At 69.0% G+C, this 22,743-nt stretch carries 25 protein-coding genes; 15 read left to right on the top strand and 10 right to left on the bottom strand.

Going from position 1 to position 22,743, the window contains the following annotated elements; genetic code table 11:
• Positions 1–7 precede the first annotated feature (7 nt).
• A complete protein-coding gene (locus tag A5680_RS06675) occupies positions 8–1,405 on the bottom strand; it encodes a trypsin-like peptidase domain-containing protein (RefSeq protein ID WP_067817467.1) in 1,398 nt (465 codons plus the stop codon).
• Positions 1,402–1,554: a hypothetical protein gene (locus tag A5680_RS25620; RefSeq protein WP_231977575.1), complete on the bottom strand. Its 153-nt coding sequence runs from the start codon at positions 1,552–1,554 to the stop codon at positions 1,402–1,404. The genes A5680_RS06675 and A5680_RS25620 overlap by 4 nt, the downstream gene beginning before the upstream one ends.
• Before the next feature lie 169 nt (positions 1,555–1,723).
• On the opposite strand from A5680_RS25620, the gene A5680_RS06670 reads away from it, so the two are divergent.
• From A5680_RS06670 to A5680_RS06660, 3 genes are all read left to right on the top strand, one after another.
• Positions 1,724–2,527 carry an HPF/RaiA family ribosome-associated protein gene (locus A5680_RS06670; RefSeq protein ID WP_067817464.1) on the top strand — a complete coding sequence of 268 codons (804 nt, stop codon included), beginning with the start codon at positions 1,724–1,726 and terminating at the stop codon, positions 2,525–2,527.
• A gap of 77 nt (positions 2,528–2,604) precedes the next feature.
• Positions 2,605–3,249 carry a hypothetical protein gene (locus A5680_RS06665; RefSeq protein WP_067817463.1) on the top strand — a complete coding sequence of 215 codons (645 nt, stop codon included), beginning with the start codon at positions 2,605–2,607 and terminating at the stop codon, positions 3,247–3,249.
• A 67-nt stretch (positions 3,250–3,316) separates the two neighbouring features.
• The gene (locus tag A5680_RS06660; RefSeq protein ID WP_067817504.1) at positions 3,317–4,108 is read left to right on the top strand and encodes a universal stress protein; all 792 of its coding nucleotides are present in this window, start codon (positions 3,317–3,319) and stop codon (positions 4,106–4,108) included.
• A gap of 7 nt (positions 4,109–4,115) precedes the next feature.
• Here the strand turns inward: A5680_RS06660 and A5680_RS06655 are convergent, their stop codons facing one another.
• The 7 genes from A5680_RS06655 to acsA form a co-directional block, all read right to left on the bottom strand.
• Positions 4,116–4,532 carry a pyridoxamine 5'-phosphate oxidase family protein gene (locus tag A5680_RS06655; RefSeq protein ID WP_067817460.1) on the bottom strand — a complete coding sequence of 139 codons (417 nt, stop codon included), beginning with the start codon at positions 4,530–4,532 and terminating at the stop codon, positions 4,116–4,118.
• A gap of 101 nt (positions 4,533–4,633) precedes the next feature.
• Complete coding sequence (locus tag A5680_RS06650) at positions 4,634–5,614, bottom strand: NAD(P)H nitroreductase (protein WP_082970282.1); 981 nt, start codon at positions 5,612–5,614, stop codon at positions 4,634–4,636.
• Positions 5,615–5,639: 25 nt separating this feature from the next.
• Positions 5,640–5,891 (bottom strand): acyl carrier protein, encoded by a 252-nt coding sequence (locus A5680_RS06645; RefSeq protein WP_055402065.1) that lies wholly within the window; start codon positions 5,889–5,891, stop codon positions 5,640–5,642.
• 6 nt (positions 5,892–5,897) lie between these two features.
• Positions 5,898–7,106, bottom strand: coding sequence for a dihydrolipoamide acetyltransferase family protein (locus A5680_RS06640; protein ID WP_067817457.1), 1,209 nt, complete (start codon positions 7,104–7,106; stop codon positions 5,898–5,900).
• Complete coding sequence (locus A5680_RS06635; protein ID WP_067817454.1) at positions 7,103–8,080, bottom strand: alpha-ketoacid dehydrogenase subunit beta; 978 nt, start codon at positions 8,078–8,080, stop codon at positions 7,103–7,105. Before A5680_RS06635 ends, A5680_RS06640 begins: the two co-directional genes overlap by 4 nt.
• Complete coding sequence (gene pdhA / locus A5680_RS06630) at positions 8,077–9,048, bottom strand: pyruvate dehydrogenase (acetyl-transferring) E1 component subunit alpha (RefSeq protein ID WP_067817451.1); 972 nt, start codon at positions 9,046–9,048, stop codon at positions 8,077–8,079. The genes A5680_RS06635 and pdhA overlap by 4 nt, the downstream gene beginning before the upstream one ends.
• A complete protein-coding gene (acsA, locus tag A5680_RS06625) occupies positions 9,045–10,844 on the bottom strand; it encodes an acetate--CoA ligase (RefSeq protein ID WP_067817446.1) in 1,800 nt (599 codons plus the stop codon). Before acsA ends, pdhA begins: the two co-directional genes overlap by 4 nt.
• A 177-nt stretch (positions 10,845–11,021) precedes the next feature.
• On the opposite strand from acsA, the gene A5680_RS06620 reads away from it, so the two are divergent.
• From A5680_RS06620 to A5680_RS06565, 12 genes are all read left to right on the top strand, one after another.
• Complete coding sequence (locus A5680_RS06620; protein WP_055402075.1) at positions 11,022–12,008, top strand: hypothetical protein; 987 nt, start codon at positions 11,022–11,024, stop codon at positions 12,006–12,008.
• A gap of 43 nt (positions 12,009–12,051) precedes the next feature.
• Positions 12,052–12,321, top strand: a complete 270-nt coding sequence (locus A5680_RS06615) for a DUF1918 domain-containing protein (protein WP_055402077.1) — start codon at positions 12,052–12,054, stop codon at positions 12,319–12,321.
• Between the two features lie 8 nt (positions 12,322–12,329).
• Entirely contained in the window at positions 12,330–12,569 is a 240-nt protein-coding gene (locus A5680_RS06610; protein ID WP_055402079.1) for a hypothetical protein, read from the top strand.
• A 158-nt stretch (positions 12,570–12,727) separates the two neighbouring features.
• Positions 12,728–14,767 carry an erythromycin esterase family protein gene (locus A5680_RS06605; RefSeq protein ID WP_156675019.1) on the top strand — a complete coding sequence of 680 codons (2,040 nt, stop codon included), beginning with the start codon at positions 12,728–12,730 and terminating at the stop codon, positions 14,765–14,767.
• Positions 14,768–14,778: 11 nt separating this feature from the next.
• Complete coding sequence (locus A5680_RS06600) at positions 14,779–15,771, top strand: 1-phosphofructokinase family hexose kinase (RefSeq protein ID WP_055402083.1); 993 nt, start codon at positions 14,779–14,781, stop codon at positions 15,769–15,771.
• A gap of 64 nt (positions 15,772–15,835) precedes the next feature.
• Complete coding sequence (locus A5680_RS06595) at positions 15,836–16,606, top strand: universal stress protein (protein ID WP_055402085.1); 771 nt, start codon at positions 15,836–15,838, stop codon at positions 16,604–16,606.
• 5 nt (positions 16,607–16,611) lie between these two features.
• The gene (locus tag A5680_RS06590; RefSeq protein WP_067817444.1) at positions 16,612–17,433 is read left to right on the top strand and encodes a universal stress protein; all 822 of its coding nucleotides are present in this window, start codon (positions 16,612–16,614) and stop codon (positions 17,431–17,433) included.
• Between the two features lie 53 nt (positions 17,434–17,486).
• A complete protein-coding gene (locus A5680_RS06585) occupies positions 17,487–18,158 on the top strand; it encodes a response regulator transcription factor (protein WP_055402088.1) in 672 nt (223 codons plus the stop codon).
• Positions 18,159–18,330: 172 nt separating this feature from the next.
• Positions 18,331–19,980, top strand: coding sequence for a GAF domain-containing sensor histidine kinase (locus tag A5680_RS06580; protein WP_197499734.1), 1,650 nt, complete (start codon positions 18,331–18,333; stop codon positions 19,978–19,980).
• Positions 19,981–20,068: 88 nt separating this feature from the next.
• On the top strand, positions 20,069–20,602 hold the full coding sequence (locus tag A5680_RS06575; RefSeq protein WP_197499733.1) for a GNAT family N-acetyltransferase: 534 nt from the start codon (positions 20,069–20,071) through the stop codon (positions 20,600–20,602).
• Positions 20,603–20,613: 11 nt separating this feature from the next.
• A complete protein-coding gene (locus A5680_RS06570; RefSeq protein WP_055402092.1) occupies positions 20,614–21,486 on the top strand; it encodes a universal stress protein in 873 nt (290 codons plus the stop codon).
• Positions 21,487–21,502: 16 nt separating this feature from the next.
• Positions 21,503–21,871: an STAS/SEC14 domain-containing protein gene (locus A5680_RS06565; RefSeq protein WP_067817441.1), complete on the top strand. Its 369-nt coding sequence runs from the start codon at positions 21,503–21,505 to the stop codon at positions 21,869–21,871.
• A 7-nt stretch (positions 21,872–21,878) separates the two neighbouring features.
• On the opposite strand, the gene A5680_RS06560 is transcribed toward A5680_RS06565, so the two are convergent.
• A complete protein-coding gene (locus A5680_RS06560) occupies positions 21,879–22,730 on the bottom strand; it encodes a universal stress protein (RefSeq protein ID WP_231633767.1) in 852 nt (283 codons plus the stop codon).
• Positions 22,731–22,743 lie beyond the last annotated feature (13 nt).

Genomic DNA, 22,743 nt, shown 5'->3' with positions numbered 1-22,743 from the left:
TCATCGGTCAAGAGATCAACCCCGTGCCCCGCGCCGCCGCCGGAACCTCGATGCGCTTGCCGCAATTCGGGCAGAACCGTTCGCTCGGATGATGTGCGGCCCCGCAATGCGCGCAGAAGTGCGGCTCGTCGGCGCCCGATTCACGGGGCATCAGGCGAAGCGGCGCTACCTCGGGTGCCGGACCGCGCGGCCGCCGCAGCCGAAGCCCCAAGAAGGTCAGTCCGGCGCCCAGGGCGATCACCGAGGCCACGCTGATCACGATGTAGGCCAACAGATTCTTCCCGCTCAGCGACGAGGCGTCCCCGTACTGCTGGCGCAGATTGACCGCGGTCGTCTTCAGATCGTCCAGCCCGGGATAGCCGGGCGACATCGCCAGCGTCTGGTCGAACTCGCCGATCGCATCGGTGTAGTGACCCGCATAGAAGTCGGCGAGCCCCTTGCGATAAAACCGGTCGGCGGGTCCCAGCATCGGCTTGACGCCCTTGGCGGCCAGTATCGCCGCCACGCCGTCGGCCGGCGCGATGAAGTTGAAGGGCTGGGATTCGCCGGCGGGGGCGAAGCTGTTCAGGCCGACCACCTTTCCGTTCAGCCCGATCGCCGGCCCGCCGCTCATGCCCTCGGTCATCGCGGCGTCGATCTCGTAGGCGGGGTTCGACCCGGCGATGGACTTCTTGCTGACCTTGCCGCTCTTGTAGGTGGGATCCAGCGACGGGCCGGTGACGTTTTGGGTGCTCTCCGGGTAGCCGACGGTGAGAACGGGCGTCCCGATGGTGACCTCGGCGTCGGTGGCCAGCTCGGACGACGGCAGGTTGCGCTTGGCGACCTTGAGCAGCGCGGCGTCGCCCTTTCCGAGGGGCCGGAAATCGACGATGTTGGCGACCATCTTGTCCGCGAGTTTCGTTCCCGTGCCGGACATCAGCGCGACGCTGACGTGAGGACCCTGGCCGGGCGAATCGCCCTCGACCCGCGCGTTCTTGCCCAGCCACTCCAAAGTGGTTGCCGGATCGCTCGACTCGGGTGCGTCCGGAAACTCGCTTCGATATTCGGTGGCGGCCCGCTTGAGGATCAGTTCCGTGGCGCTCGCCGGGTCGACGCAGTGACCCGCCGTGGCCACCCACCCGTCGGGGTTGACGACGAAGGCCGTGCAGTTCCAGGTGGCCAGGAACGGCATGCTGGAGCCCCGCCCGAACTGGGACAGGATCTCACCGCTGGGCAACCGGACCAAGCCGTAGCCCTCGCCGGCGAGATACATGATGGACGGCCGGATCAGCGCCGCCGCGCGTTCCTCGGGCTTGGCTTGCGGGCGCCCGCTGTCGGCGGCCGCCATGCCCGGCGCGCCGGCCCACAGCGTGAGGGCGGTCGCCGCCAGCGCCAGCAACCGCCGGGCTGCCGTCGGACGAGTCACGGCCGGGCCATCGACGACGGATGCCGGCTCATCGACTCGAGCAGCTCGGCTTCGTATCGCCGCACCGAAATCCACGCCGGATGCGACTCGAGCACGATCACTTCCGCGCCGACGATGGATGCATTTCCGCGTCGCTGGGTTGCGGGCATTGTCGCAGTCACAACCCTATTTCAGTCGCTCGCCGGGCGGCTCGATAGGGACCGAAGTCACGACCGGTGAGGACCTCCGTTCGTTCTGGCTGCACGACGGCCGACGACGTCCAGGTCCGGTGACCTTCGGCCCTGTCTCGCAACCGGTTCGGTGAGTAGCACTTTAGGCATGTCTGAAACGACTGAATCGGCACAGCATGTCGACGTCCAGGTCACCCTGCGTGACGAGCCGCCCTCGGTCGCGGAATACGCGCGCGGCAAGATCGGTGAGCTCGCGCGGTTCGCGAGCCGACCGGTGCTGCACGCCCGCGTCCGGCTGACCAGGCATCGCGATCCGGCGGTGCAACGGCCCGTCGTCGCGCAGGCCAATCTCGATGTCGACGGACGGCTGGTCCGCGCCCAGGTCCAGGCCGGCACGGCGCACGAAGCGGTCGACCTTCTCGCGGCGCGGTTGCGGCGCCGGCTGGAACGCACGGCCGCACACTGGGAGGCCCGCCGCGGCGAGCGGCCGGCGCCCGGCCACGACGAATGGCGGCACGATTCCGAGCCGGCGCACCGGCCAAATTACTTCCCCCGGCCGGCAGACCAGCGCCGCGTCATCCGCCGTAAGTCGTTCACGATGGCGGCGTGCACCCTCGACGACGCCGCCCACGAAATGAACTCGCTCGACTACGACTTTCACCTGTTCACCGAGAAAGGGACGGGCATCGCCGGCGTCCTGTATCGCGCCGGGACGACGGGCTACCGCCTTGCGTTGGCGGCCCCGGAGCTCGCCGACCGGGTGAGCGAGCACGCGCTGCCCGTGACCGTCAGCGCACAACCGCTGCCGTGCCTCACCGAGGACGGGGCCGCCGACCGGCTTGCCCTGCTCGGCCTGCCGTTCCTGTTCTTCATCGATGCCGACCACGGTTGCGCCAGCGTGCTATACCACCGCTACGACGGGCATTACGGCCTGATCACCCCGGCCGGCTAGCGCGCAGGGCACATCGGCGCGCGCACCGGGGACCAAGGACCCTCGCCGGGGTCGGGCGGCCCGCGCACACTGGCGCCATGGCCAACACGACGAAGCGGATCGCCCGGACCACCGCGCTGCTCGCCGTTCTCTACGGCGCGCGCAGGTATTACCGCAACTGGGGCGCCACCAAGGCCGAGTCGCAGCTGCGCTTTCCGGGCGACACCCTGGTGGGAGATCCGGCGGTGCAGACCACCGAAGCGGTCGACATCGACGCGACCACGCCCGTCGTCTGGTCCTGGTTACTGCGGTTGGGCCTGGATCGGGGTGAGCGGTACGGCAACGACGGGATGAAAAGCCCTGTCGAGCATAGTGATAGCGAGACCCTGCGGGTGGGGGATGCCGTCCGCCTGGCCCCCGAGGGCTGGCTGGGGCTCCCCGAGGGGCTGACGTTGCGGGTCGCGGAAATAGTGCCCCAAAAGTACGTCGTGCTCCATGCCATGCGGTCCGATCCGCACTGGAATGTGGTCCTGTCATTGCACGTGCAGCCGCACTGGGAGGACCGCGTCCGACTGCTGGCGCGTGCCCGGATCGCGTTGCGCTACCCGGGCGAGGTGTTCGTCCTCGAACTGGCCAGGCCGCTGATCGCGCTCGGGACGCGCGCGCTGTTGCTCGCGATCAAGCGGCGGGCGGAGCGACTCACCCCGCTGGAGCCGGTCCGCTCCTCGGTCGAAACAAGTTGACAGTTCTGGTCTTTGGCGCGTGTGGGCCGCCGGCCCGCGCGACAAGGAACGAAGGGAGGCCCGGACGGTGAAACCAATCGTGGTGGGGATCGACGGTTCGTCGGCGGCGATCGCGGCCGCGCTATGGGCCGTCGACGAGGCGATCACGCGCGGCGCACCCCTGCGTCTCGTCTCCGTTGTCAAGCCGACGCACGAGTCTCCCGAAGACTACGAACGCGATCTCGCGCACGCCGAGAAGTCGCTGCGGGAAGTCGCGGCGGCGGTGGCGGCCACCGGCAAGTGTGTCGAGGTGGAAACCGACGTGCCAAGGGGTCCCGCCGCCTCCGTGCTGATCGAGGCGTCCTCTCAGGCCGCAATGATCTGCGTGGGCTGCGTGGGCATCGGACGCTACGCGCGCTCCATCGTCGGTTCGACGGCCACCGAGCTCGCGGAGAAGGCCCATTGTCCGGTGGTGGTGTTGCGGACCGGCTCCGAGCTGCCGCCGCCGGACATCAATTGGGTCATCGTCCGGATGACCGACACCCCCGGAAACGACGACGTCGTGAATTGCGCTGCGGCGGAGGCGAAGTTGCGCAGGGCTCCGATGCTGATCCTCGGCGGTCGGCCCGAGGAACTGACCGAATATGCCGACGGGAAGTTCGAGCGCCGGATAGCGCAGTGGCGACAGCCCTATCCGGAGGTGCGCGTCTACCCGATCGCCACGAAGCACGCCATCGCCAGCTACCTGAACTCCAACAACGAGCGAGTCCAGCTCGCCGTCATCGGCGGCGACGAGGCCGGCCAACTCGCGCGGTTGGTCGGGCCCCAGGGGCATCCGTTGTTCCGGCACCCCGAATGCTCCGTGCTCGTCGTGCGTTAGCGGTGGGTCAGTCCTCCGGCGCGCCGAACCGGAACCGGCGCCCCGTGACTATCTCGGGAATGATCCGCACGTAGTGCGATTTCTCCGAGGCCGTCCAGGGCAGCACCTGCGCGCGTTCGGCTTCCTCGATGTCCTCGTTGGTGCGCAGGGAGCGCGCGACGCCCTTGATGATCACGCTCCAGCCTTCGGCGACATTGTGGTCGTCGACCTCGAACAGCACCCGGTTGTTGATCGCGGTGCTGACCAGCTTGGTGCCCTCCGCGGTGCGAAACAGCACGGTGTGGCGCTGGACGGCGTAGTTGACCGGAAAGATCTCGGGCTGCCCGCCCACACTGGTGACCAGGCGGCCCAGCGTCACGCCCGCCATCAGGTCCCAGCATTCGTTCACCGGCAGGATGGAAACCCCATCATCGATCAGCGACATCAGTCATCCCCTTCATCGGCAGCGCTCCCGTCGATGGTATTGCGGCGGCCGGCCGACAGCGTCGGCCGAAGGTCCCGCGGCCCGGGGACCAAAGGCTTTGGCTAGCGGATCTGCAGCACATCCGCCAGCGGGCGGCGGGGAGTCGCCGCCGGCAGTAGTTCCGCCGGCGGGGCGATCCCCGCACGGATCAGCACTTGCGGCTCGCCGCGCCGGCCGATGAGTTCGCGCACGATGTCGCGGCTTTCGTCGAGCTCGATCAGGTGCGTGAGCGGGCACGTCGCCATTCCGGCCGCCGTGCATTCCAGCAACACCGTCGACAGCACTTCGCCGCACCGCAACACGTCCAGCCTGGTGTCGTCGGGGGTCGACAGCACAAGGATTTTCGCCCAATCGACGTTGATGTCGCCGCGCCGGTCGGCGTGGCTCCTGATCGGGAAGCTGCGCGCCACGTCTACCCGCCAGCTCTCCTTGTCGGACGCCAGGGCGGTCGGCGGTATCCCCTCCGCCAGTGCGAAAGACGAAGTCCACCAGTCGAGTTCGGCGTGGTAATAGACATCCTCGCGGCGAAGCTCCTCGGTGAGCCGCGACGCCTCCACCAACAACGGGCGCACGTCATCGGCGAGCACATCCAGGGTGACCAGGCCGCCGTCGAAGGCGGCGCGCAGCGTGGGCTCGAACAGCTCCCAATACGTCGGGCGTCCCAACGGGAGCCGGTCGCTGCGGCGCTGCAGGATGGCCTCGGCGCGGCGGCGCTGCGCCTCGGTGATGTCCTCCAGCGGGCTGAAGGTGACCGTGGCCAGCTGGTCGGGGTCGTCCGGGTCCGCCAACCGCTCGACCTTCGGCGCCCAGCCGGCGGCGGTCATGGCGACGCACAGGTGGTCCAGGACGGCGCCGCAGGACAGGATCACCTCTCGCCCGGAGTCGTCGGTGGCGGGTATCGCGCGGTGCCGCTCCGCGAACAGGCGCAGCACGCCGTCCTCGGCCACCCAGCGCCACGGCTGGCTGTTGTGCACCGACGGGGCACGGCAGGCCAGCAGCACCGCGTTTTCGAGCACGCCGATGTCGGGCGTCCTGCCCCTCATGTCAACCCCCTGTGCGATTTTCGGCTCAAACCTTGGACGCGTTGGCTTCCACGTAGCCGACCACATCGGCCAGCGTCCGCAGCGACGCGTAGTCCGATTCCGGGATGTCGACATGCAGTTTCCGGTGGATCCCACGCAGAAAGCTCAGCCAGTCCATGGAATCCAGGTCGACCTGGTCGCGCAGCAGGACGTCGTCGGCGATGTCGTCGGGATCGATTTCGGGGGCGATGGAGGTCAGCACGGACAGCACCACCGCGCGGGTGTCTTCATTGGTCATTGCGCATCACTTTTCTAGGAGGTCGGGCTGCTGGAGCAGCTCGTTGATTGCGGCGAGGAAGAGCGCACCCCGGTGCCCGTCGCTGGCCCGGTGGTCGGCGGCCAGGGTGGCCTGCACGGTGGTGACGACGCGGATCCCGCCGTCGATGACGCAGACGCGCTCGGCCGGCTGGCCGAAGCCGACGATCGCGACCTGCGGCGGGTAGATGACGCCGAAGACCGCATCGACGCCCTGGTCACCGAGGTTGGTGACGGTGATGGTCGGGTCCGACATCTCCGAACTCCGCAGCGAGAAGGACCGCGCCCGCGCCACCAAATCGGTGAGGTCGTCCATCAATTCGTCCAGCTTCTTCTCCGGCACGTCGTGGATCGCCGGCGCGACCAGCCCGCCGCCCCGCAGGGATATCCCGACACCGACGTGCACACCGTTGGCGGGTTCGAATCCGTCCTCGCGCCAGAAGCCGTTGAACTCACCGAACCGCTGCGCGGCGACTCCGACGGCCTTCAGCAGCAGCACGGCCGGCAGCACCCGCTCGTCGATGGATCGCTGCGCGTTACGGGTTGTCAACCAGGACAACGACTTTTCCAGCCGGATTTCCTCGGCGAGGTAGTAGTGCGGGATCTCGCGCTTCGACCGGCTCATCGCCGCGGCGATCGACTTGCGCATCTGCGTGGCGCGGTCGGCCGCCGTGGGCTTGGTCCCCGGCTGCGCGACGGGCTTGGGCGCGGCCGGCTTGGCCGCTGCCGCGTGCTCCACATCGTTGATGGTGACCGCACCCTGCGGGCCGGTGCCGGTCACCGCGTCGATGTCGACGGCCAGCGACTGGGCCAGCCGCCGCGCGGCCGGGGACACCCAGCGGCGCCGCCCGGGGGCGGTCGGGGGGGTCCGGGGCGCGGACGGCGCCGACGGCGGGGCGGTCGAAGGCTTGGCGGCCGCCTTCGGCGCCGGCCGGGGCGTGGGTCGCTTCTCGGCCTGCTCGCCGGGCGCCGTCAGGGTCGCCAATGTGGTTCCCACCTGGACGGTTTCGCCCACCGGCACCACGAGCTCGTCGACGATGCCCTCCTGCCAGCATTCGACTTCGACCGCGGCCTTGGTGGTCTCGACGATCGCGACGACCTGGCCGCGGGTCACCTTGTCGCCGGGCTTGACCAGCCACTCGTTGAGGGTGCCTTCGTCCATGTCGGAGCCGAGCGAGGGCATCTTGAATTCGATCACGACCCGTCTCCGAACAGACTCTGCACGGCGGCAACGATCTTCGGGGTTTGGGGGAGCGCGGCCTCTTCCAGGTGCTTGGCGTAGGGCATGGGCACTTCGGCGCTGCACACCCGCGCCACCGGCGCGTCCAGATCGTAGAAGGCGCCCTCCATCACGCGCGCGGTGATCTCCGCGGCCAGGCTGCCGGTATGCCAGGCCTCGTCGACCACGACCGCCCGATGGGTCTTGCGGACGGAGTCCAAGATGGTGTCCTCATCGAGCGGTCGGAGCACGCGCAGATCGATTACCTCGCAGTCGATTCCGGCCAGCGACAGCTCATTGGCGGCGTCCAGCGTCTTCGGCAGGCTGCCGCCGTAGGTGATCAGGGTGACGTCGCCGCCCGCGCGGCGGACCGCCGCCCGCGAGATGTCGGTCGGGGTCAGAGCGTCGACGTCGGTCGAGGTGTTATAGAGCTGGACGTGCTCGAAGATCACCACCGGGTCGGGGTCGGCCAGGGCGGGTGCCAGCATGCCGTACGCGTCCTCGACGGTGGCCGGCGCCAACACCTTGATGCCCGGGATGTGGGCATACCACGGTTCGAGGCTGTGCGAATGCTGCGCGCCGAGCTGGCGCCCGGCTCCCGTCGCCATGCGCACCACGATCGGCACGGAGAACTGCCCACCGGACATATGGCGCAGGGCCGCAGCGGTGTTGACGATCTGGTCGAGCGCCAGCAGGCTGAAGTTCACCGTCATGACTTCGACGATCGGGCGTAACCCGTTGAGCGCCGCGCCGATCCCGATGCCGACGAACCCCAACTCCGACAGCGGGGTGTCCCGCACGCGGTCGGGACCGAATTCGTCCAGCAGGCCCTTGGAGGCCGCATACGTTCCGCCGTAGCGTCCGACGTCTTCCCCCATTACCACCACGCGCTCGTCGTCACGCAGCGCGTCGCGCATGGCGTCGTGCACCGCGGTGCGGTAGCTGGTCTTCATCGCGCCGTCCCCGGCGTCAGCACGTCGCGTTCGAGATCCGTCACGTCCTCCCACGTTCCGGCCTCGGCGAACGCGACGGCGGCCTCGATCTCGGCGGCGGCCGCATCCTCGATGTCTTGCACGTCGGCGTCGGAAAGCGTGCCGTCGCCCACGCACTTCTCGGTGAACGCCTGGATCGGGTCGCGCTCGCGCCACCGTTCGACTTCGCCCTTGTCCCGGTACAGTTCGGGGTCGAACATCGAGTGTGCGCGGAACCGGTAGGTGCGGAATTCGATGAAGAACGGGCCTCCAGTGTCCCGGACGTGATCGACGCCCTCCTGCGCGGCGGTGTGGCACGCCTCGACGTCCATCCCGTCGACGGCCAGCGTGGGCACCCGATAGGCGGCCGCCTTGACCGTGAGATCGGTCTGCGACTGCGCGCGATCCAACGCGGTTCCCATCGCGTAAAGGTTGTTCTCGCAACAGAACAGCACCGGCAGGTTCCACAACGCCGCCATGTTCAGTGACTCGTGGAACGCGCCCTCGGCCACCGCGCCGTCGCCGAAGTAGCAGGCGGTCACCCGCTTCTGCTGCAGCATGGCGTCGGCCAGGGCGATGCCCGCCGCCAGCGGCAGGCCGCCCGCGACGATCGCGTTTCCGCCGTAGAACCGCTTGGACGCGTCGAACAGGTGCATCGATCCGCCGCGGCCGCGCGAGCAGCCCTCCTGCTTGCCGAACATCTCGGCCATGATCGAGGTCATCGGAATGCCGCGCAGCAGCGCGTGCGCGTGCTCGCGATAGGTCGCCACCACCGCGTCATCGTCGGCCAGCGCACGCAGCGACCCGGCGGCCACCGCTTCCTCCCCGACGTAGAGATGCAGGAACCCGCGAATCTTGGCCGCGCTGTACAGTTCCGCGCACTTTTCCTCCATGCGCCGCACCCGGACCATGTCCGACAACAGCTCATGGGCCAGTTTCGTATCAGTCATGACGGCACTCCTTCGGCCTGGCGGACCGGATGTTGTTCGATGGTGGAGGTGTCGCCCTCGGGCAGGCCGAGTTCCCGCGCCTTCAGCAGGCGCCGCATGATCTTGCCGCTGCTGGTGTGCGGCAACGAATCCGCGAACTCGATCTCCTTGGGCGCCACCGTCGCCCCGAGCCGCTTGCGAGCGTGGCCCAGCAATTCGAGTCGGAGGTCTTCGTCGGCCACCACACCGTTCTTCAGCGTGACGAAGGCCTTGACCATCTCACCGACGGTCGGATCCGGGATGCCGATGACGGCGGCCTCGGCCACCGCGGGGTGATCGGTCAGCGCGCTCTCCACTTCGAACGGCCCGATCAGGTGTCCCGCGGACTTGATCACGTCGTCGGCGCGCCCGACGAACCAGAAGTAGCCGTCGGCGTCCTTCTTGGCCAGATCTCCGCTCAGGTACAGGCCGTTCGCGAACGAGTTGCGGTATCGCTCTTCGGCGTTCAGGTAACCGCGGAACATCGACGGCCAGCCGGGTTTGAGCGCGAGCTCGCCCTCGACGTCGGGCTCGTCGATCACCTCGACGGACCCGTCGTCGCCGCGGCGCACGACGAAGGCCTCCACCCCTGGCAGCGGGCGGCCCATCGAGCCGGGCTTGATGTCGAACGCCGGCGTGTTGGCGATCATGATCCCGCCCGTCTCGGTCTGCCACCAGTTGTCGTGAATCGGCAAGCCCAGCACCCGCTTTCCCCACCAGACCGCTTCCGGGTTGAGGGGTTCGCCCACGCTGGCGACGAAGCGAAGCCGCGGAAAGCGGTATTTCGCGGGCAGTTCCGGTCCCGCCTTGATGAGCATCCGAATGGCGGTCGGCGCGGTGTACCACACGGACACGGCCTGGTCCTGCAGGATGCGATACCACCGTTCGGCGTCGAAGTCCGCCTCGTCGACGATGGAGGTGACCCCGTGCAGCAGGGGGCTGATGATGCCGTAGGACGTTCCTGTCACCCAACCGGGATCCGCTGTGCACCAATAGGTGTCGTCGGGGTGCAGATCGAGCGCGTACAAGCCGGTGACGTAGTGCATCGCGACGGCGCCGTGCACGTGGATGGCGCCCTTGGGCGTGCCCGTGGTCCCGCTGGTGAAGTGCAGCAGCGACGGGTCGTCGGCGGTGGTGGGCTCGATCGGCGAGTTCTCGTCGGCCGCGTCGACCCAGTGCCAGAAGTCGAGCGTTCCCGGCGGCGCGCCGCCGCCCTGACCGTCGTCGACGACGAAAACGTGCCGCAGCGACGGCAGCCGATCGCGGATCTTGGCGACCTTGCGCTGATAGATCGCGCGGGTGGTCACCAGGACGTCGGCCTGCCCGATGTTGATCCTGGTGGCGATCGGCTCGGGTCCGAAGGCCGAGAACAACGGCGAGACCACGCTGCCGTTGCGCAGCGCGCCCAGCATCGCGATGTAGAGCTCGGGGGTGCGGCCCATCAGGGTGAACACGCGATTGCCCTTGTTGATGCCCAGCGAATGCAGCGCGCTGGAGAACCGCCGGGACAGCCGGCCGAGCTCGGCATAACTGAGGTCGTGGGTGGCGATCACGCCGTCCCACGGCCGGTCGGTGACGAACCGCAGGGCCGTGCGCGTCGCGGCCGGCCCCGCCGTGTGGCGGTCGACGGCCGCGTAGGCGATGTTGCACAGGCCCGGGCCCATGCCTTCGCACAGATTCGGCACATCGGACCAGTCGAACCGGGCGCGCTCGCGCTCGTAGTCGGTGAGGTTCGGCGGAACGGAACAATCGGCGGCCGTTTTGCGGATGACATCCATAACTGGTCCTCGGTTTGCGTGGTCGCCTTCATCGTTTGCTTCGCCACAACGGCGCAATAGAGACAAAGGTCATCAGTCGACCCGCGGGCCCAATGACCCGACGCTGGGGACCAAGGACCCTGGTGCGGGCCGCCCGGATGCCCGAGGGTCCAGGTAAGAGAGGAGAGGCGACGAGCGATGACGCCGACGATGGTCGACTCGAAAGTGCTCACCCGGGCGGTGGAGCTCGCTTGCCGGGCACCCTCGCTGCACAACAGCCAGCCGTGGCGATGGGTCGCCGCCGGACCGACCGTCGACCTTTTCAGCGATCCGCGCCGGGTGGTCCCCTCGGCCGACAACTCGGGCCGCGAGTCGATCATCAGCTGCGGCGCGGTGCTCGACCACTTCCGGGTGGCGATGGCCGCCGAGGGGTGGAGCACCCACACCGATGAGTTCCCCAACCCCAACAACCTCGACCACCTGGCGTCGGTCGACTTCGTTTCCGCCGACTACGTCGCGGCGGGCCGGCGAGACCGCGCGGCGGCGATCCTGCGCCGCAGGACCGACCGGCGACCGTTCGGCGCACCGCCGGACTGGGCGTCGTTCGAGCCGGTGCTGCGCACGGCCGTCGACGGTGACCGGGTCAGCCTCGACGTGCTGGCCGACGACGCGCGGCCGCGCCTGGTGGAAGCCGGTCGCCTGAACGAGGCGTTGCGCCGCTACGACGACGTTTACCACCACGAATTGCGTTGGTGGACAGCACCGGGCAGGCACGACGACGGCATCCCCGAAGCCGCGCTGGTGAACGAGGGGCAGCCCCGCACCATCGAGGTCAACCGCCGGTTTCCCGGCGATCCGCGCGCCCGGACGAGCTCCGCCGTTCCGCCCGATCACGCGAAGGTCCTCGCCCTGTCCACGCCGGGGGACGCCCGCGCCGATGCATTCCGTTGCGGCCAGGCGCTTTCGGCGATTCTGCTGGAGTGCACCATGGCCGGCCTGGCGACCTGCACCGTGACACACGTGACGGAGCTGCCGGCCAGTCGCGAGATGATCCGGGAGCTCGTATCCGACGCCGAGGCGGTTCCCCAACTGCTGATCCGGGTGGGCACCGCGCCCGCCGGCAAGGGCCAGCCGGACCCGACGCCGCGCCGCCCGATAAGCGACGTCTTGGAAATGCGCGGCTAATGCGAATTCGGTTGCGAATCAGGATTTTCGAAGGGAGACCAGGATGATCGCCGACGCGGGCGACTGGCTCGTCATCAAGAGCGCCACCATCGGGCGGCCCGACCTGCGCGGGCTGATCACCTCGGTGCACTCGCCGGATGGCGCACCGCCCTACCGGGTTCGGTGGCTGGCCACCGGCGATGAGACGACCGTGTTCCCCGGCCCCGACGCCATTGTCGTCACGGCCGCCGAGCAGCAGGCCGCCGACGAGCGGGCGCGGTCACGCTTTACCGCGGTGCAGGCCGCCATCCGGAATCAGGCCCGAGGCGAATAAGCGGACAAATGCCTTCCACCACGGACGGATGCCCGTCGCTGACCGACGCCGACGTCGATGAGCTCGCGTACGAATTCCTGCACTCGCCCTACGCCGGCGACACCTACCTCGACTGGCGCCTGGACCAGCGCCTCGACGGCTTTCTCCGCCACCGCGGGCTGGTGCGGCTCACCCAAGACGGCGACGTCTACGGCCTGATCCTCAACCGGGTCATGGCGTACATGGCCGAGCTGCGCCGGAAACGCTGACCCGACGAACGACCCGTAAGCCCGGGACTTCGGTCCCTACCGCCCACCCCGGCGGACTGGTCGGATGAATCTCGTCATTGGTCTGAAGATACGAGGAGGGATTTCCCATGACCGCCCTTTTCGTCCGCCGGCCGCCGTCGCAGTGAAAGCGGTGCGCGATGACCAGAGCGGCTGACGCGACCCGACACTCGCCGCGCCGCGTGTTCCGCGACCGCAGCGAGGCGGGCCGGGTGCTGGCCAACCTCTTGGGGGTCTACCGCGATCGGTCCGACGTGATCGTGCTGGGCCTCGCGCGGGGTGGCATACCCGTCGCGTGGGAGGTGGCGGCGGCGCTGCACGCGCCACTGGACGCCTTCATCGTGCGAAAGCTCGGCGCGCCCGGCCACGAGGAGTTCGCGGTGGGAGCACTGGCGAGCGGGGGCCGCGTCGTAGTCAACGACGACGTCGTGCGGGGCCTACGCATCACCCCGCAGGAGTTGCGCGCGGTCGCCGAGCGTGAGGGTCGGGAACTGATTCGGCGCGAGGCCGCCTACCGCGACGGGCGCCCGCCGGTGGAGGTGGCCGGCAAGACGGTCATCTTGGTCGACGACGGCTTGGCCACCGGCGCAAGCATGTCCGCGGCGGTGCAGGCGTTACGCGAAGCCGAGCCCGCGCGCATCGTCATCGCCGTGCCGGCGGCCCCCGAATCGACGTGCCGGGAATTCGCCGGGCAGGTTGACGACGTGGTGTGCGCGAGCATGCCCACCCCGTTCTTCGCGGTCGGCGAATCGTTTTGGGATTTCCGCCAGGTCACCGACGACGAGGTCCGCCGGCTGCTCGCCACGCCGACGACCGAAGCGTCGCGGCGCACCGCGGCGCGGACACCGGCCGAAGTGATTAGCGGGATCGCTATCGACGCACCGGCGGGAGTGCCGCCGCGGGCGGCGCTGGATGCGCTCGTCGGCGACGCGCGCATCGTGCTGATCGGTGAAAGTTCGCACGGCACACACGAGTTCTACGAGGCTCGGGCCGAAATCACCAAGTGGCTGATCGAGGAGAAGGGTTTCTGCGCCGTCGCGGCGGAGGCGGACTGGCCCGACGCGTACCGGGTGAACCGCTACGTTCGCGGCACCGGCAACGACGCCAGCGCCGAGGAGGCGTTGAGCGGCTTCGAGCGCTTTCCCGCCTGGATGTGGCGCAACACCGTCGTCCGTGACTTCGTCGAATGGCTGCGCGCCCGAAACCGGCTGCACGAGAACAACGGCCAGCGGCAGACCGGCTTCTACGGCCTGGACCTCTACAGCCTGCACCGGTCGATACGGGAGGTGATCGGCTACCTCGACAAGATCGACCCGGACGCGGCGGCGCGGGCGCGGGAACGGTACGCCTGCTTCGACCACGCCTCGGCGGACGACGGTCAGGCGTACGGCTTCTCGGCGGCCTTCGGAGCCGGACCGTCATGCGAGAAGGAAGCGATCGATCAACTCGTCGAGATCCAGCGCAATGCGCTGGCCTACGCGCGCAGGGACGGACTGCTCGCCGAGGACGAACTCTTCTACGCCCACCAGAACGCCCAGACGGTGCACAACGCCGAGGTGTACTACCGGGCGATGTTCAGCGGGCGGGTCACCTCGTGGAACTTGCGCGACAAACACATGGCGCAGACCCTCGAGGCTCTTCTGAAGCACCTGGACCGCCACCATGAAGTGCCGTCCGCGCGGATTGTGGTGTGGGCCCACAACTCCCACGTCGGTGACGCGCGCGCCACCGAGGTGTGGGCCGATGGACAACTGACGCTCGGTCAACTGGTCCGGCAGCGGCACGGCGACGAAGCACGCCTGCTCGGCTTCAGCACGTACGCGGGCACCGTCACCGCCGCCAGCGACTGGGGTGGCATCGCCGAACGCAAGGTCGTCCGACCGGCGCTCAACGGGAGCGTCGAAGAACTCCTCCACGAGACGGGCAGGGAGGCGTTCCTGGTGTCGCCGCACATCAACCCGGGGGCGGCGGAGCCACTCGACGCGGTGCGCCTGGGGCGCGCCATCGGGGTGATCTACCGACCCGAGACCGAACGGCAGAGCCACTACTTCCATGTCCGGCCCGCCGACCAGTTTGACGCGATGATCCACATCGACCGGACGCGGGCGCTGGAACCCCTCGAGGTGACCAGCCTGTGGATCGCCGGCGAGACGCCCGAAACGTACCCGAGCGGGCTCTAGGCACGAGGGAGATGGAGATGCCGGCGGATCGGGAGCCGACCCGAAGAATTGTCACGTTGACCATGAATCCCGCGCTCGATATCACCACGAGTGTGGGCGTCGTGCGGCCTACCGACAAATTGCGTTGCTCGGCTACGCGTTACGACCCGGGCGGCGGCGGGATCAACGTCGCGCGGATCGCGAAGGTCCTCGGCAGCCCAGTGCTGGCGCTGTTCCCGGCGGGCGGGTCGCATGGCGGTCTCGTCACCACCCTGCTCGATGAGGCGGAGGTGCCGGTTCTGCAGATCCCGATCGCCGCGCAGACCCGCGAGAGTTTCACTGTCAACGAGACCAGCACCGGCCAGCAATACCGGTTCGTTCTTCCGGGGCCGGAGCTGAACGCCTTCGAGCAAGAGCAGTGCCTCGACGAACTGCGCTCGGCCGCCCACTCGGCCGAAGTCGTAGTGGCAAGCGGCAGCCTGCCGCCGGGCGTCCCGGCCGACTACTATCAGCGGGTCGCCGACATCTGCCGGGAGCTGGGCGTGAAGCTGATTCTGGACACTTCCGGCGGCGGCTTGCAGCACATCTCCTCGGGCGTATACCTGCTCAAGGCGAGCGTGCGCGAGCTGAGGGAATGCGTCGGCCGCCGACTCGCCACCGAGTCCGAGCAATTGGCCGCCGCCCATCAGCTGATCGACAGCGGCCACGCACAGGTCGTCGTGGTGTCGCTGGGGTCCTACGGCGCGCTGCTCGCCACACGCCATGCGAGCCAACGCTTTCCGGCGGTCCCGATGCGAAGCGGCAGCGGCGTCGGGGCCGGTGACGCGATGGTCGCCGCGATCACTGTGGGCATCACGCGCGGCTGGTCGCTCGCCAAGTCCGTGCGGTACGGGATCGCGGCGGGTGCGGCGATGCTGATGACGCCCGGTACGGCGGTCTTCGAACGCGCCGACATCGAGCGGTTGTTCGAGCTGGTCGCCGAACCGGCGGAGGTGGGGCCGAACGACTTCGCAGCTGAGGCCTAACGGCCCCTCCAGCATGCGCATCGGCGCAATAGCCTGAAAGCGAATGAAACCCTCAGGAGCCGACATGAACGAGCTGGACGCGAAGTCGGTGGTCGTGGGCATCAACGGCTCGCAAGCCGCGGTGAACGCCGCCAAATGGGCTGTCGACGAGGCGGTGAGCCGCCAGCTGCCCCTTCGCCTCGTCTACGTCATCGCCGGCCGAGGGGCGTCGGCCGGGACGGCACCCGGTTCCGAATGGGAGCTGGAGCGCGCCGAAATGGCGCTGTCGCAAGCCGAGTGCGCCCTGCAGCGCGCCGAGAAGCCCGTCGAGGTCGACGCGGTGATCCTGTCCGGGGATCCCGCGCAGGTGCTGGTCGGCCAATCGCAGGACGCCGCCCTGGTCTGCGTCGGCACGGCCAGGCGGGGATGGGCCTCCGACGGGTTGCTGGGCCCGACCGCCGCCGGCCTGGTGGCGCACGCGCACTGCCCGGTCGCCGTCATCCGCACCAATCCCGACGGGTCGCCGACGGAGCTCGGGGTGATCGCCGTCGTGCTCAACGACGAGCCCGACAACGACGAGGTTGTGCACCAAGCCATGGAGGAAGGGCGGCGCCGCCACGCCACCGTGCGGCAGATCGATCGGCGCTTGAACAGCTGGGTCCGCCGTTACCCCGACGTCCACGTCCAGACCGTCGCCGCGGGGACGGGCCTGAAGTCCAGCGGAACACCTTCTAGCGCAATCGAATTGGCGGTTGTGGGCAGCGCCGACGCCGACGAGATGTTCGGGCTGGCCACCCCGAATTGCCATCCGATCGTGGGCTACCCCGACTGCTCGGTGCTCGTGGTGCGCCACTGAGACCGATGTCCGAGCCAGCCAGCACCAAGTCGATCATCGCCGGCATCGATGGTTCCAAAGGGGCGATCCGCGCGGCACTGTGGGCGGTCGACGAGGCGGTGAATCGTGACGTCCCGCTGCGCCTCCTCTACGCGGCCGACCCCGGCGACAGCCGGCACACCGCGGAGACGGCGGTCCGCCAGGCGGTTACGGCCATTCACGCCGCCGGCAAACCGGTGCACATCGAGAGCGGGATTGTCCAGGGACCCGCGATCGGGTCGCTGATCCGCTCGTCGGCGTCGGCGGCCATGGTATGCGTGGGGGCCGTCGGACTGCGCCACTTCCAGCCGGGACGCGTAGGCTCCACCGCCGCGGCGCTGGCCATCTCGGCCCACTGCCCGGTGGCGATCGTCCGCGGCCGCGACGATCACTCCCAGCGGCCCGGGGAAAAGGCTGTCGTGGAGATCGACGGGGCCCCGGACGCCCTGCTGGGCGCCGCCATCGACGAAGCCCTGATCCGGGGCGCCCCGTTGCATGCGGTCATCGCGCGGCGAACGCCCCCGACCGAGCACGGCGCGGGGGTCAGCGAGGCCGACCGCCGCGCTCTCGCCGACCTCGATCGCCGGCTGGCCCGGTGGAAGCGGCGCCATCCGGAGTTGCGGGTGGAATCGGTGGCGGTGCACGCCGGGCTGCTGGAGTACCTGGCCGGCCTGCGCGGGCCGGTGGGCCTGGTGATCGTCGGCGCCGGCAACCGCCAGCGCGTGGCCGAGTTGGTCGGACCGACCGGCAGCTCGGTGATGCAGGACGCCAACTGTTCGCTGTTGGTCGTGAATCGGCAACATATGTGACTGCCACGTGTGGGATATTGGGCCGAGGCGCGACCGGCAGGAGGGTTTCGTAGATGGTCAAGGTTTTCCTCGTCGACGACCATGAAGTCGTCCGGCGCGGCCTCGCCGACCTGCTCGCATCCGACCCCGAACTTCAGATCGTCGGCGAGGCGGGCTCCGTGTCCGAGGCGAAGGCCCGGATCCCGGCCCTGCAACCCGACGTCGCGGTCCTCGACGTGCGGCTTCCGGACGGCAACGGGATCGAGCTGTGCCGTGACCTGGTCTCCGATCATCCCGACCTGCGCTGCCTGATGCTCACGTCGTTCACCTCCGACGAGGCGATGCTCGAGGCGATCCTGGCCGGCGCCAGCGGCTACGTTGTCAAGGACATCAAGGGAATGGAGCTGGCCCACGCCATCAAGGAGGTGGGCGCCGGGAAGTCCCTGCTGGACAACCGTGCGGCGGCCGCGCTGATGGCGAAGCTGCGCGGCGCGGCTGAGCGCGAAGACCCGCTGTCCGGCCTCACCGAGCAGGAGCGAACGCTCCTCGGGCTGCTCAGCGAGGGCCTGACCAATCGGCAGATCGCCGCCCGGATGTTCCTCGCCGAGAAAACGGTCAAGAATTACGTGTCGCGGCTGCTGGCCAAGCTCGGTATGGAGCGTCGTACCCAAGCGGCGGTGTTCGCGTCGAAGCTGGATCAGCAGGCCGGCCACCCGCAGGCGCCGACCGCCCCGCCGCGCGACTAGCTATGCGTTACGCCTGCGTCGGCAGTCATTCGCTTTGGCGCTTGACATTTTGTGACTAGGCTGATCCTGCCATCTGACATTGAGCAAAAGTGTCGTGGAGGTGTTCGGGATGACGAGCGACGATAGCGGCTCGGCATTCGCCGGACTGGGCCAGCGCGGGTTGGTCGGCAGGATGCACCAGCAGCTCGACGAGATGCTGGCCGCCCGCGACCAGATGGAGCAGTTGCTGCGGGTCATCGTCGAGATCGGCGCGGGCCTCGACCTGGACGCGACGCTGCACCGGATCATCATGGCGGCCAGGCAATTGACCTCCGCCCCCTACGGCGCGCTGGCCATCCGCGACCCGGACGGCAACCTGCTGTCGTTCGTCCACGAGGGAATGGACGCCGAGACGGTGTCGCGCATCGGGCACCTGCCGGTGGGCAAGGGCCTGCTGAGTTTGTCGATGCTGGACACGCCGGCCCTGCGGATGGACGATCTGACCGCCCATCCGGCCGCCGTCGGTTTCCCCGAGCACCACCCGCCCATGCGGGCCTTTCTCGCGGTGCCCATCACCATCCGCGACACCGTGTTCGGCAACCTCTATCTCACCCACGTCGACCCGGCGCGGTTGTTCTCCGAGTCCGACGAGGTCGCCGCCCGCGCGCTGGCATTCGCCGCCGCGGTCGCCATCGACAACGCCCAGATGTTCGAACGCGAGCGGACCGCCGTGAAGTGGATGGAGGCCAGCCGCGAAATCACCACCGCGCTGCTCTCCGACGCCGAGCCGCACCGGCGGCCGCTGCAGCTGATCGCCGACCGCGCCCGCGTCCTGACCGGCGCCGAGCAGGCCATCGTGCTGGTACCGGCCGACCCCGACCTGCCCGATGACGAGGTCGACACGCTGGTGGTCTCGGCGGCGGTCGGCGTGCACGCGACCGAGGTGGTGGGACAGCGGGTGCCCGTGGACGCTTCCACCAGCGGCACCGTCTTCCGCTCGGGCGAACCGCTGATCACCGAGACCCTGCAATATCCGATCCAGGCGTTCACCGACGTCGGGCAGCGCCCGGCCATTCTGATGCCGCTGCGCGCCCGCGACGAGGTCGTCGGCGTGATCGCCATCGCCCGCGGCGCCGACCAGCCGCCCTTCGACGAGAGCTACCTCGATCTGGTCAACGACTTCGCGACGCACGCCGCGATGGCGCTGGTGCTCGCGTCGGCCCGCGACGACGCGCGCCAGGTGACCATCCTGGCTGAGCGCGAACGGATCGCGCACGACCTGCACGACCACGTCATCCAGCGCCTCTTCGCCGCCGGCATGGATTTGCAGGGGACGCTGGCGCGGGCGCGGTCCCCGGAGGTCGCCGACCGGCTCAACCGCACGCTCGACGACCTGCAGACCATCATCGAGGAGATTCGCACGACGATCTTCCAGCTGAAGTCCCCGCCGGGAAAGAACGCCGACTTCCGGTACCGGATTCAGCACGTGGTCGCCGATCTGACCGAGAGCCGCGACGTCGTGACCACGGTCCGCATGCACGGGCCGATGACCGCCGTCGGCGGCGAGCTAGCCGACCACGCCGAGGCGGTGACCACGGAGGCCGTCAGCAACGCCCTGCGGCATTCCGGCGCGTCGCGGCTGACGGTCGAGATCAGCGTCGCGGACATGTTCGTCCTCGACATCGTCGACAACGGCTCCGGCATACCGGCGGACAACACGCGCCGCAGCGGCCTGGGCAACATGACGCGCCGCGCCGAACAACTGGGCGGCGCGTGCGAGATCACCGGTCCGCCCGAGGGCGGCACCCGGGTGCACTGGGTCGCCCCGCTCATCGACCAGTAGCGGCCCCACGCAGCGGGACCAATGGGGGCGGCCGAGGGGTCTAACGGCCCTGGCCCGATCGCGTCGCCCCGCAATAACGTCGAGCAGCGTGGGTGATCGCGCGGTGGACGTCGCCGGTACGGTTCGGCTGCTCGACGGGCGCCTGGTGTCGTTGCGCCCGCTCACGGTCGCCGACGCCGACGCGGTGCTGGCGCTTCATCAGCACCTGTCCGACCATGACCGGTACTTCCGCTTCTTCACCATGCAGCTGTCGCCGCTGCACGACCTGGTTGCCAGGCTCACCGAGCCCGCGGACGGGCTGTACGCGCTCGGAGCCTTCGACGCCGACCGGCTGATCGGCGTGGCCCACTGCGTGGTGGTCGACGACCCGACCGCCGCCGAGGTCGCGATCGTGGTTGCCCACGAAGACCATTCGGTGGGCGTGGGCACCGCCCTGCTCAAGCACCTGGCCCCCATCGCCCGAGCCCACGGCGTCGAATGCTTCGTCGCGGACGTGCTCGGCGAGAATCACCTGATGCTCAGCGTCTTCTTCGACCTCGGGTGGCGTTGCAGGCCCATCGATTACGGGTCGATTCGCCACCTCGAGATCGAGCTACCCGGATCCGACGAGGCGTCAGCGTAGAGGAGCGAACAATGACGGAAAGCGCAAAGAAGTTCGGAGTGCTGGTGTGTGTCGACGGCTCGGCCGCATCCGACGCCGCCGTCGCCTGGGCAACGCGTGAGGCGATCATGCACGAGCTGCCGATCACCCTCATGCACGCCGTGCCGCCCGTCGTGGTCGGCTGGCCGGTGGGCCAGCTGTATGCCGACATGCCCGACTGGCAGCGCGAGGGCGCCGAGCACGTCATGGACCAGGCCCGAAAGACGCTCAGCGCCAGCGTCGGCGACGCCAACCCCCCCGAAATACGCACCGAGACGGTGTATTCGGCCATCGTCCCGGCGTTGATCGAGGCCTCAAGGGACGCGTGGATGCTCGTCACCGGCAGCGAGGGGCTGGGCGCCGTGGGCCGACTGCTGCTGGGCTCGGTGGCCACGGGGATCGTGCACCACGCGCACTGCCCGGTCGCGGTGATCCACTCCGAGGTGACCCCGGACACCGGCGCGCCCGTGGTGCTGGGCATCGACGGATCCCCCGCGTCCGAGGCGGCAACCGCCCTGGCGTTCGACGAGGCGTCGCGGCGGGGAGTGGGGTTGGTGGCGCTGCACGTGTGGAGCGATGTGGGCGTGTTCCCCATCCTGGGCATGGACTGGCACGACCGCGAGAAGGAGGCGCAAGAGATCCTCGCCGAACGCCTCGCCGGCTGGCAGGAGCGCCATCCCGAGGTGCACGTCGAACGGAAACTGTTCTGCGACAAGCCCTCCGAATGGTTGCTGAAGGAATCTGAACACGCTCAGCTGGTGGTGGTCGGCAGCCGCGGCCGCGGCGGATTCCCCGGGATGCTGCTCGGCTCGGTGAGTTCGGCGGTGGCGCAGTCGGCCCGCGTTCCAGTGGTGGTTGTCCGTTGAGAAGGAGGCTCGTAAATTGATCGAATTGCTGACTGACATGCCGGAGAAGGTGATCGGCATCCGCGTCTCGGGGCGCCTGCGCGGGGACGAGCTGCGTGACTTCAAGCCCGAGATCGAGCAGGTGCTAGAGACGGGCGAGGTCCGGATCGTCGAGGTGATCGCGCCCGATTACGAGGGATTCGGGCCGGGCGGATTTCTCGAGGATCTCAAGCTGGGCCTCGGCACCGTCCTGCCGCACCATGCGGCGTTCAAGCGGATCGCCGTGGTCTCCGACAAGGACTGGGTCGCCCACGTCCTGCACGCCGTGGCGTGGATGGTGCCCGGCGAGTTCGCGGTGTTCTCACTCGATGACCTCGACCGCGCCATCCAGTGGGCGGCCGGGTAGTCCGCCGTCAGTCGCGCACGACGAGCACGGAACACCCCGGGCGGCCGCCCGAGTGCGTGGTGACCGGCCCGACCATGCGGGCGACCTTGTCCGCGTCCTCGGTACCGACCACCGCCAGTTGCACGGGTTCCAGTGTGCGCGAGAGAAATTCGGCGGCCCCGCGCCGCGCCGAGACGGGCTGAACGTGGACCTCGCCATGCCGCGATGCCCATGGGCCGAGTCGATGGTTCAGCTGGCTGTATGGGATCTCCCCGAGTCCCCATCGCCAGACCCCCATCGCCAGGATGGACGCGCCACGAAGGCGCGCCTCGCGGAAGCCGTGCTCGAGCACCGCGTCGTTGGCTGGCGATTCCTCGACCGCGACGGCGACGTATCCGCCATCCGGGTGCGCGGCGGCGCGGCCGCTGCGAATGATCGCCACCGGGCAGTGCGCCTTGTGCGCCACGGTGTCGGCGGTCGAGCCGAGCACCTTGCGCGCCACCCAGCCCATCCCCACCGACCCGAGGCAAACCATTGCGGCGTTTTGCGATTCGTCGATCAATACGGCCTCGGATGAGCCGCGCACGATGTCGGATTCGACATCGACCCGCTCGCCCGTCGCGCGAACCGCCGCATCGGCGGCGCGCAACGACTCCTGGGCGTATTCGATGTCCAGGCTGTCATCGTCGCCATCCCGTTGGGGGATGGCATGGATGAGCCGCAGCGGGATGTTGCGGCTGACGGCTTCGGCGGCGGCCCACTTGGCCGCGTTGATCGCGGCTTCCGAGCCGTCGATACCCACCACGATCCGCTGCGACGCCCGCGGATTGTCCATCGCGTCCTCCTGCTTACCGCCCACCGGGCCACCGCGGCCCCTCACCGGTCAACGCTAT

It is taken from the genome of Mycobacterium sp. E2989 (assembly GCF_001667595.1).
Taxonomy (GTDB): domain Bacteria; phylum Actinomycetota; class Actinomycetes; order Mycobacteriales; family Mycobacteriaceae; genus Mycobacterium.
The sequence above is the reverse complement of the archived record's forward strand: the minus strand, read 5'-3'. Positions and strand labels throughout refer to the sequence as shown.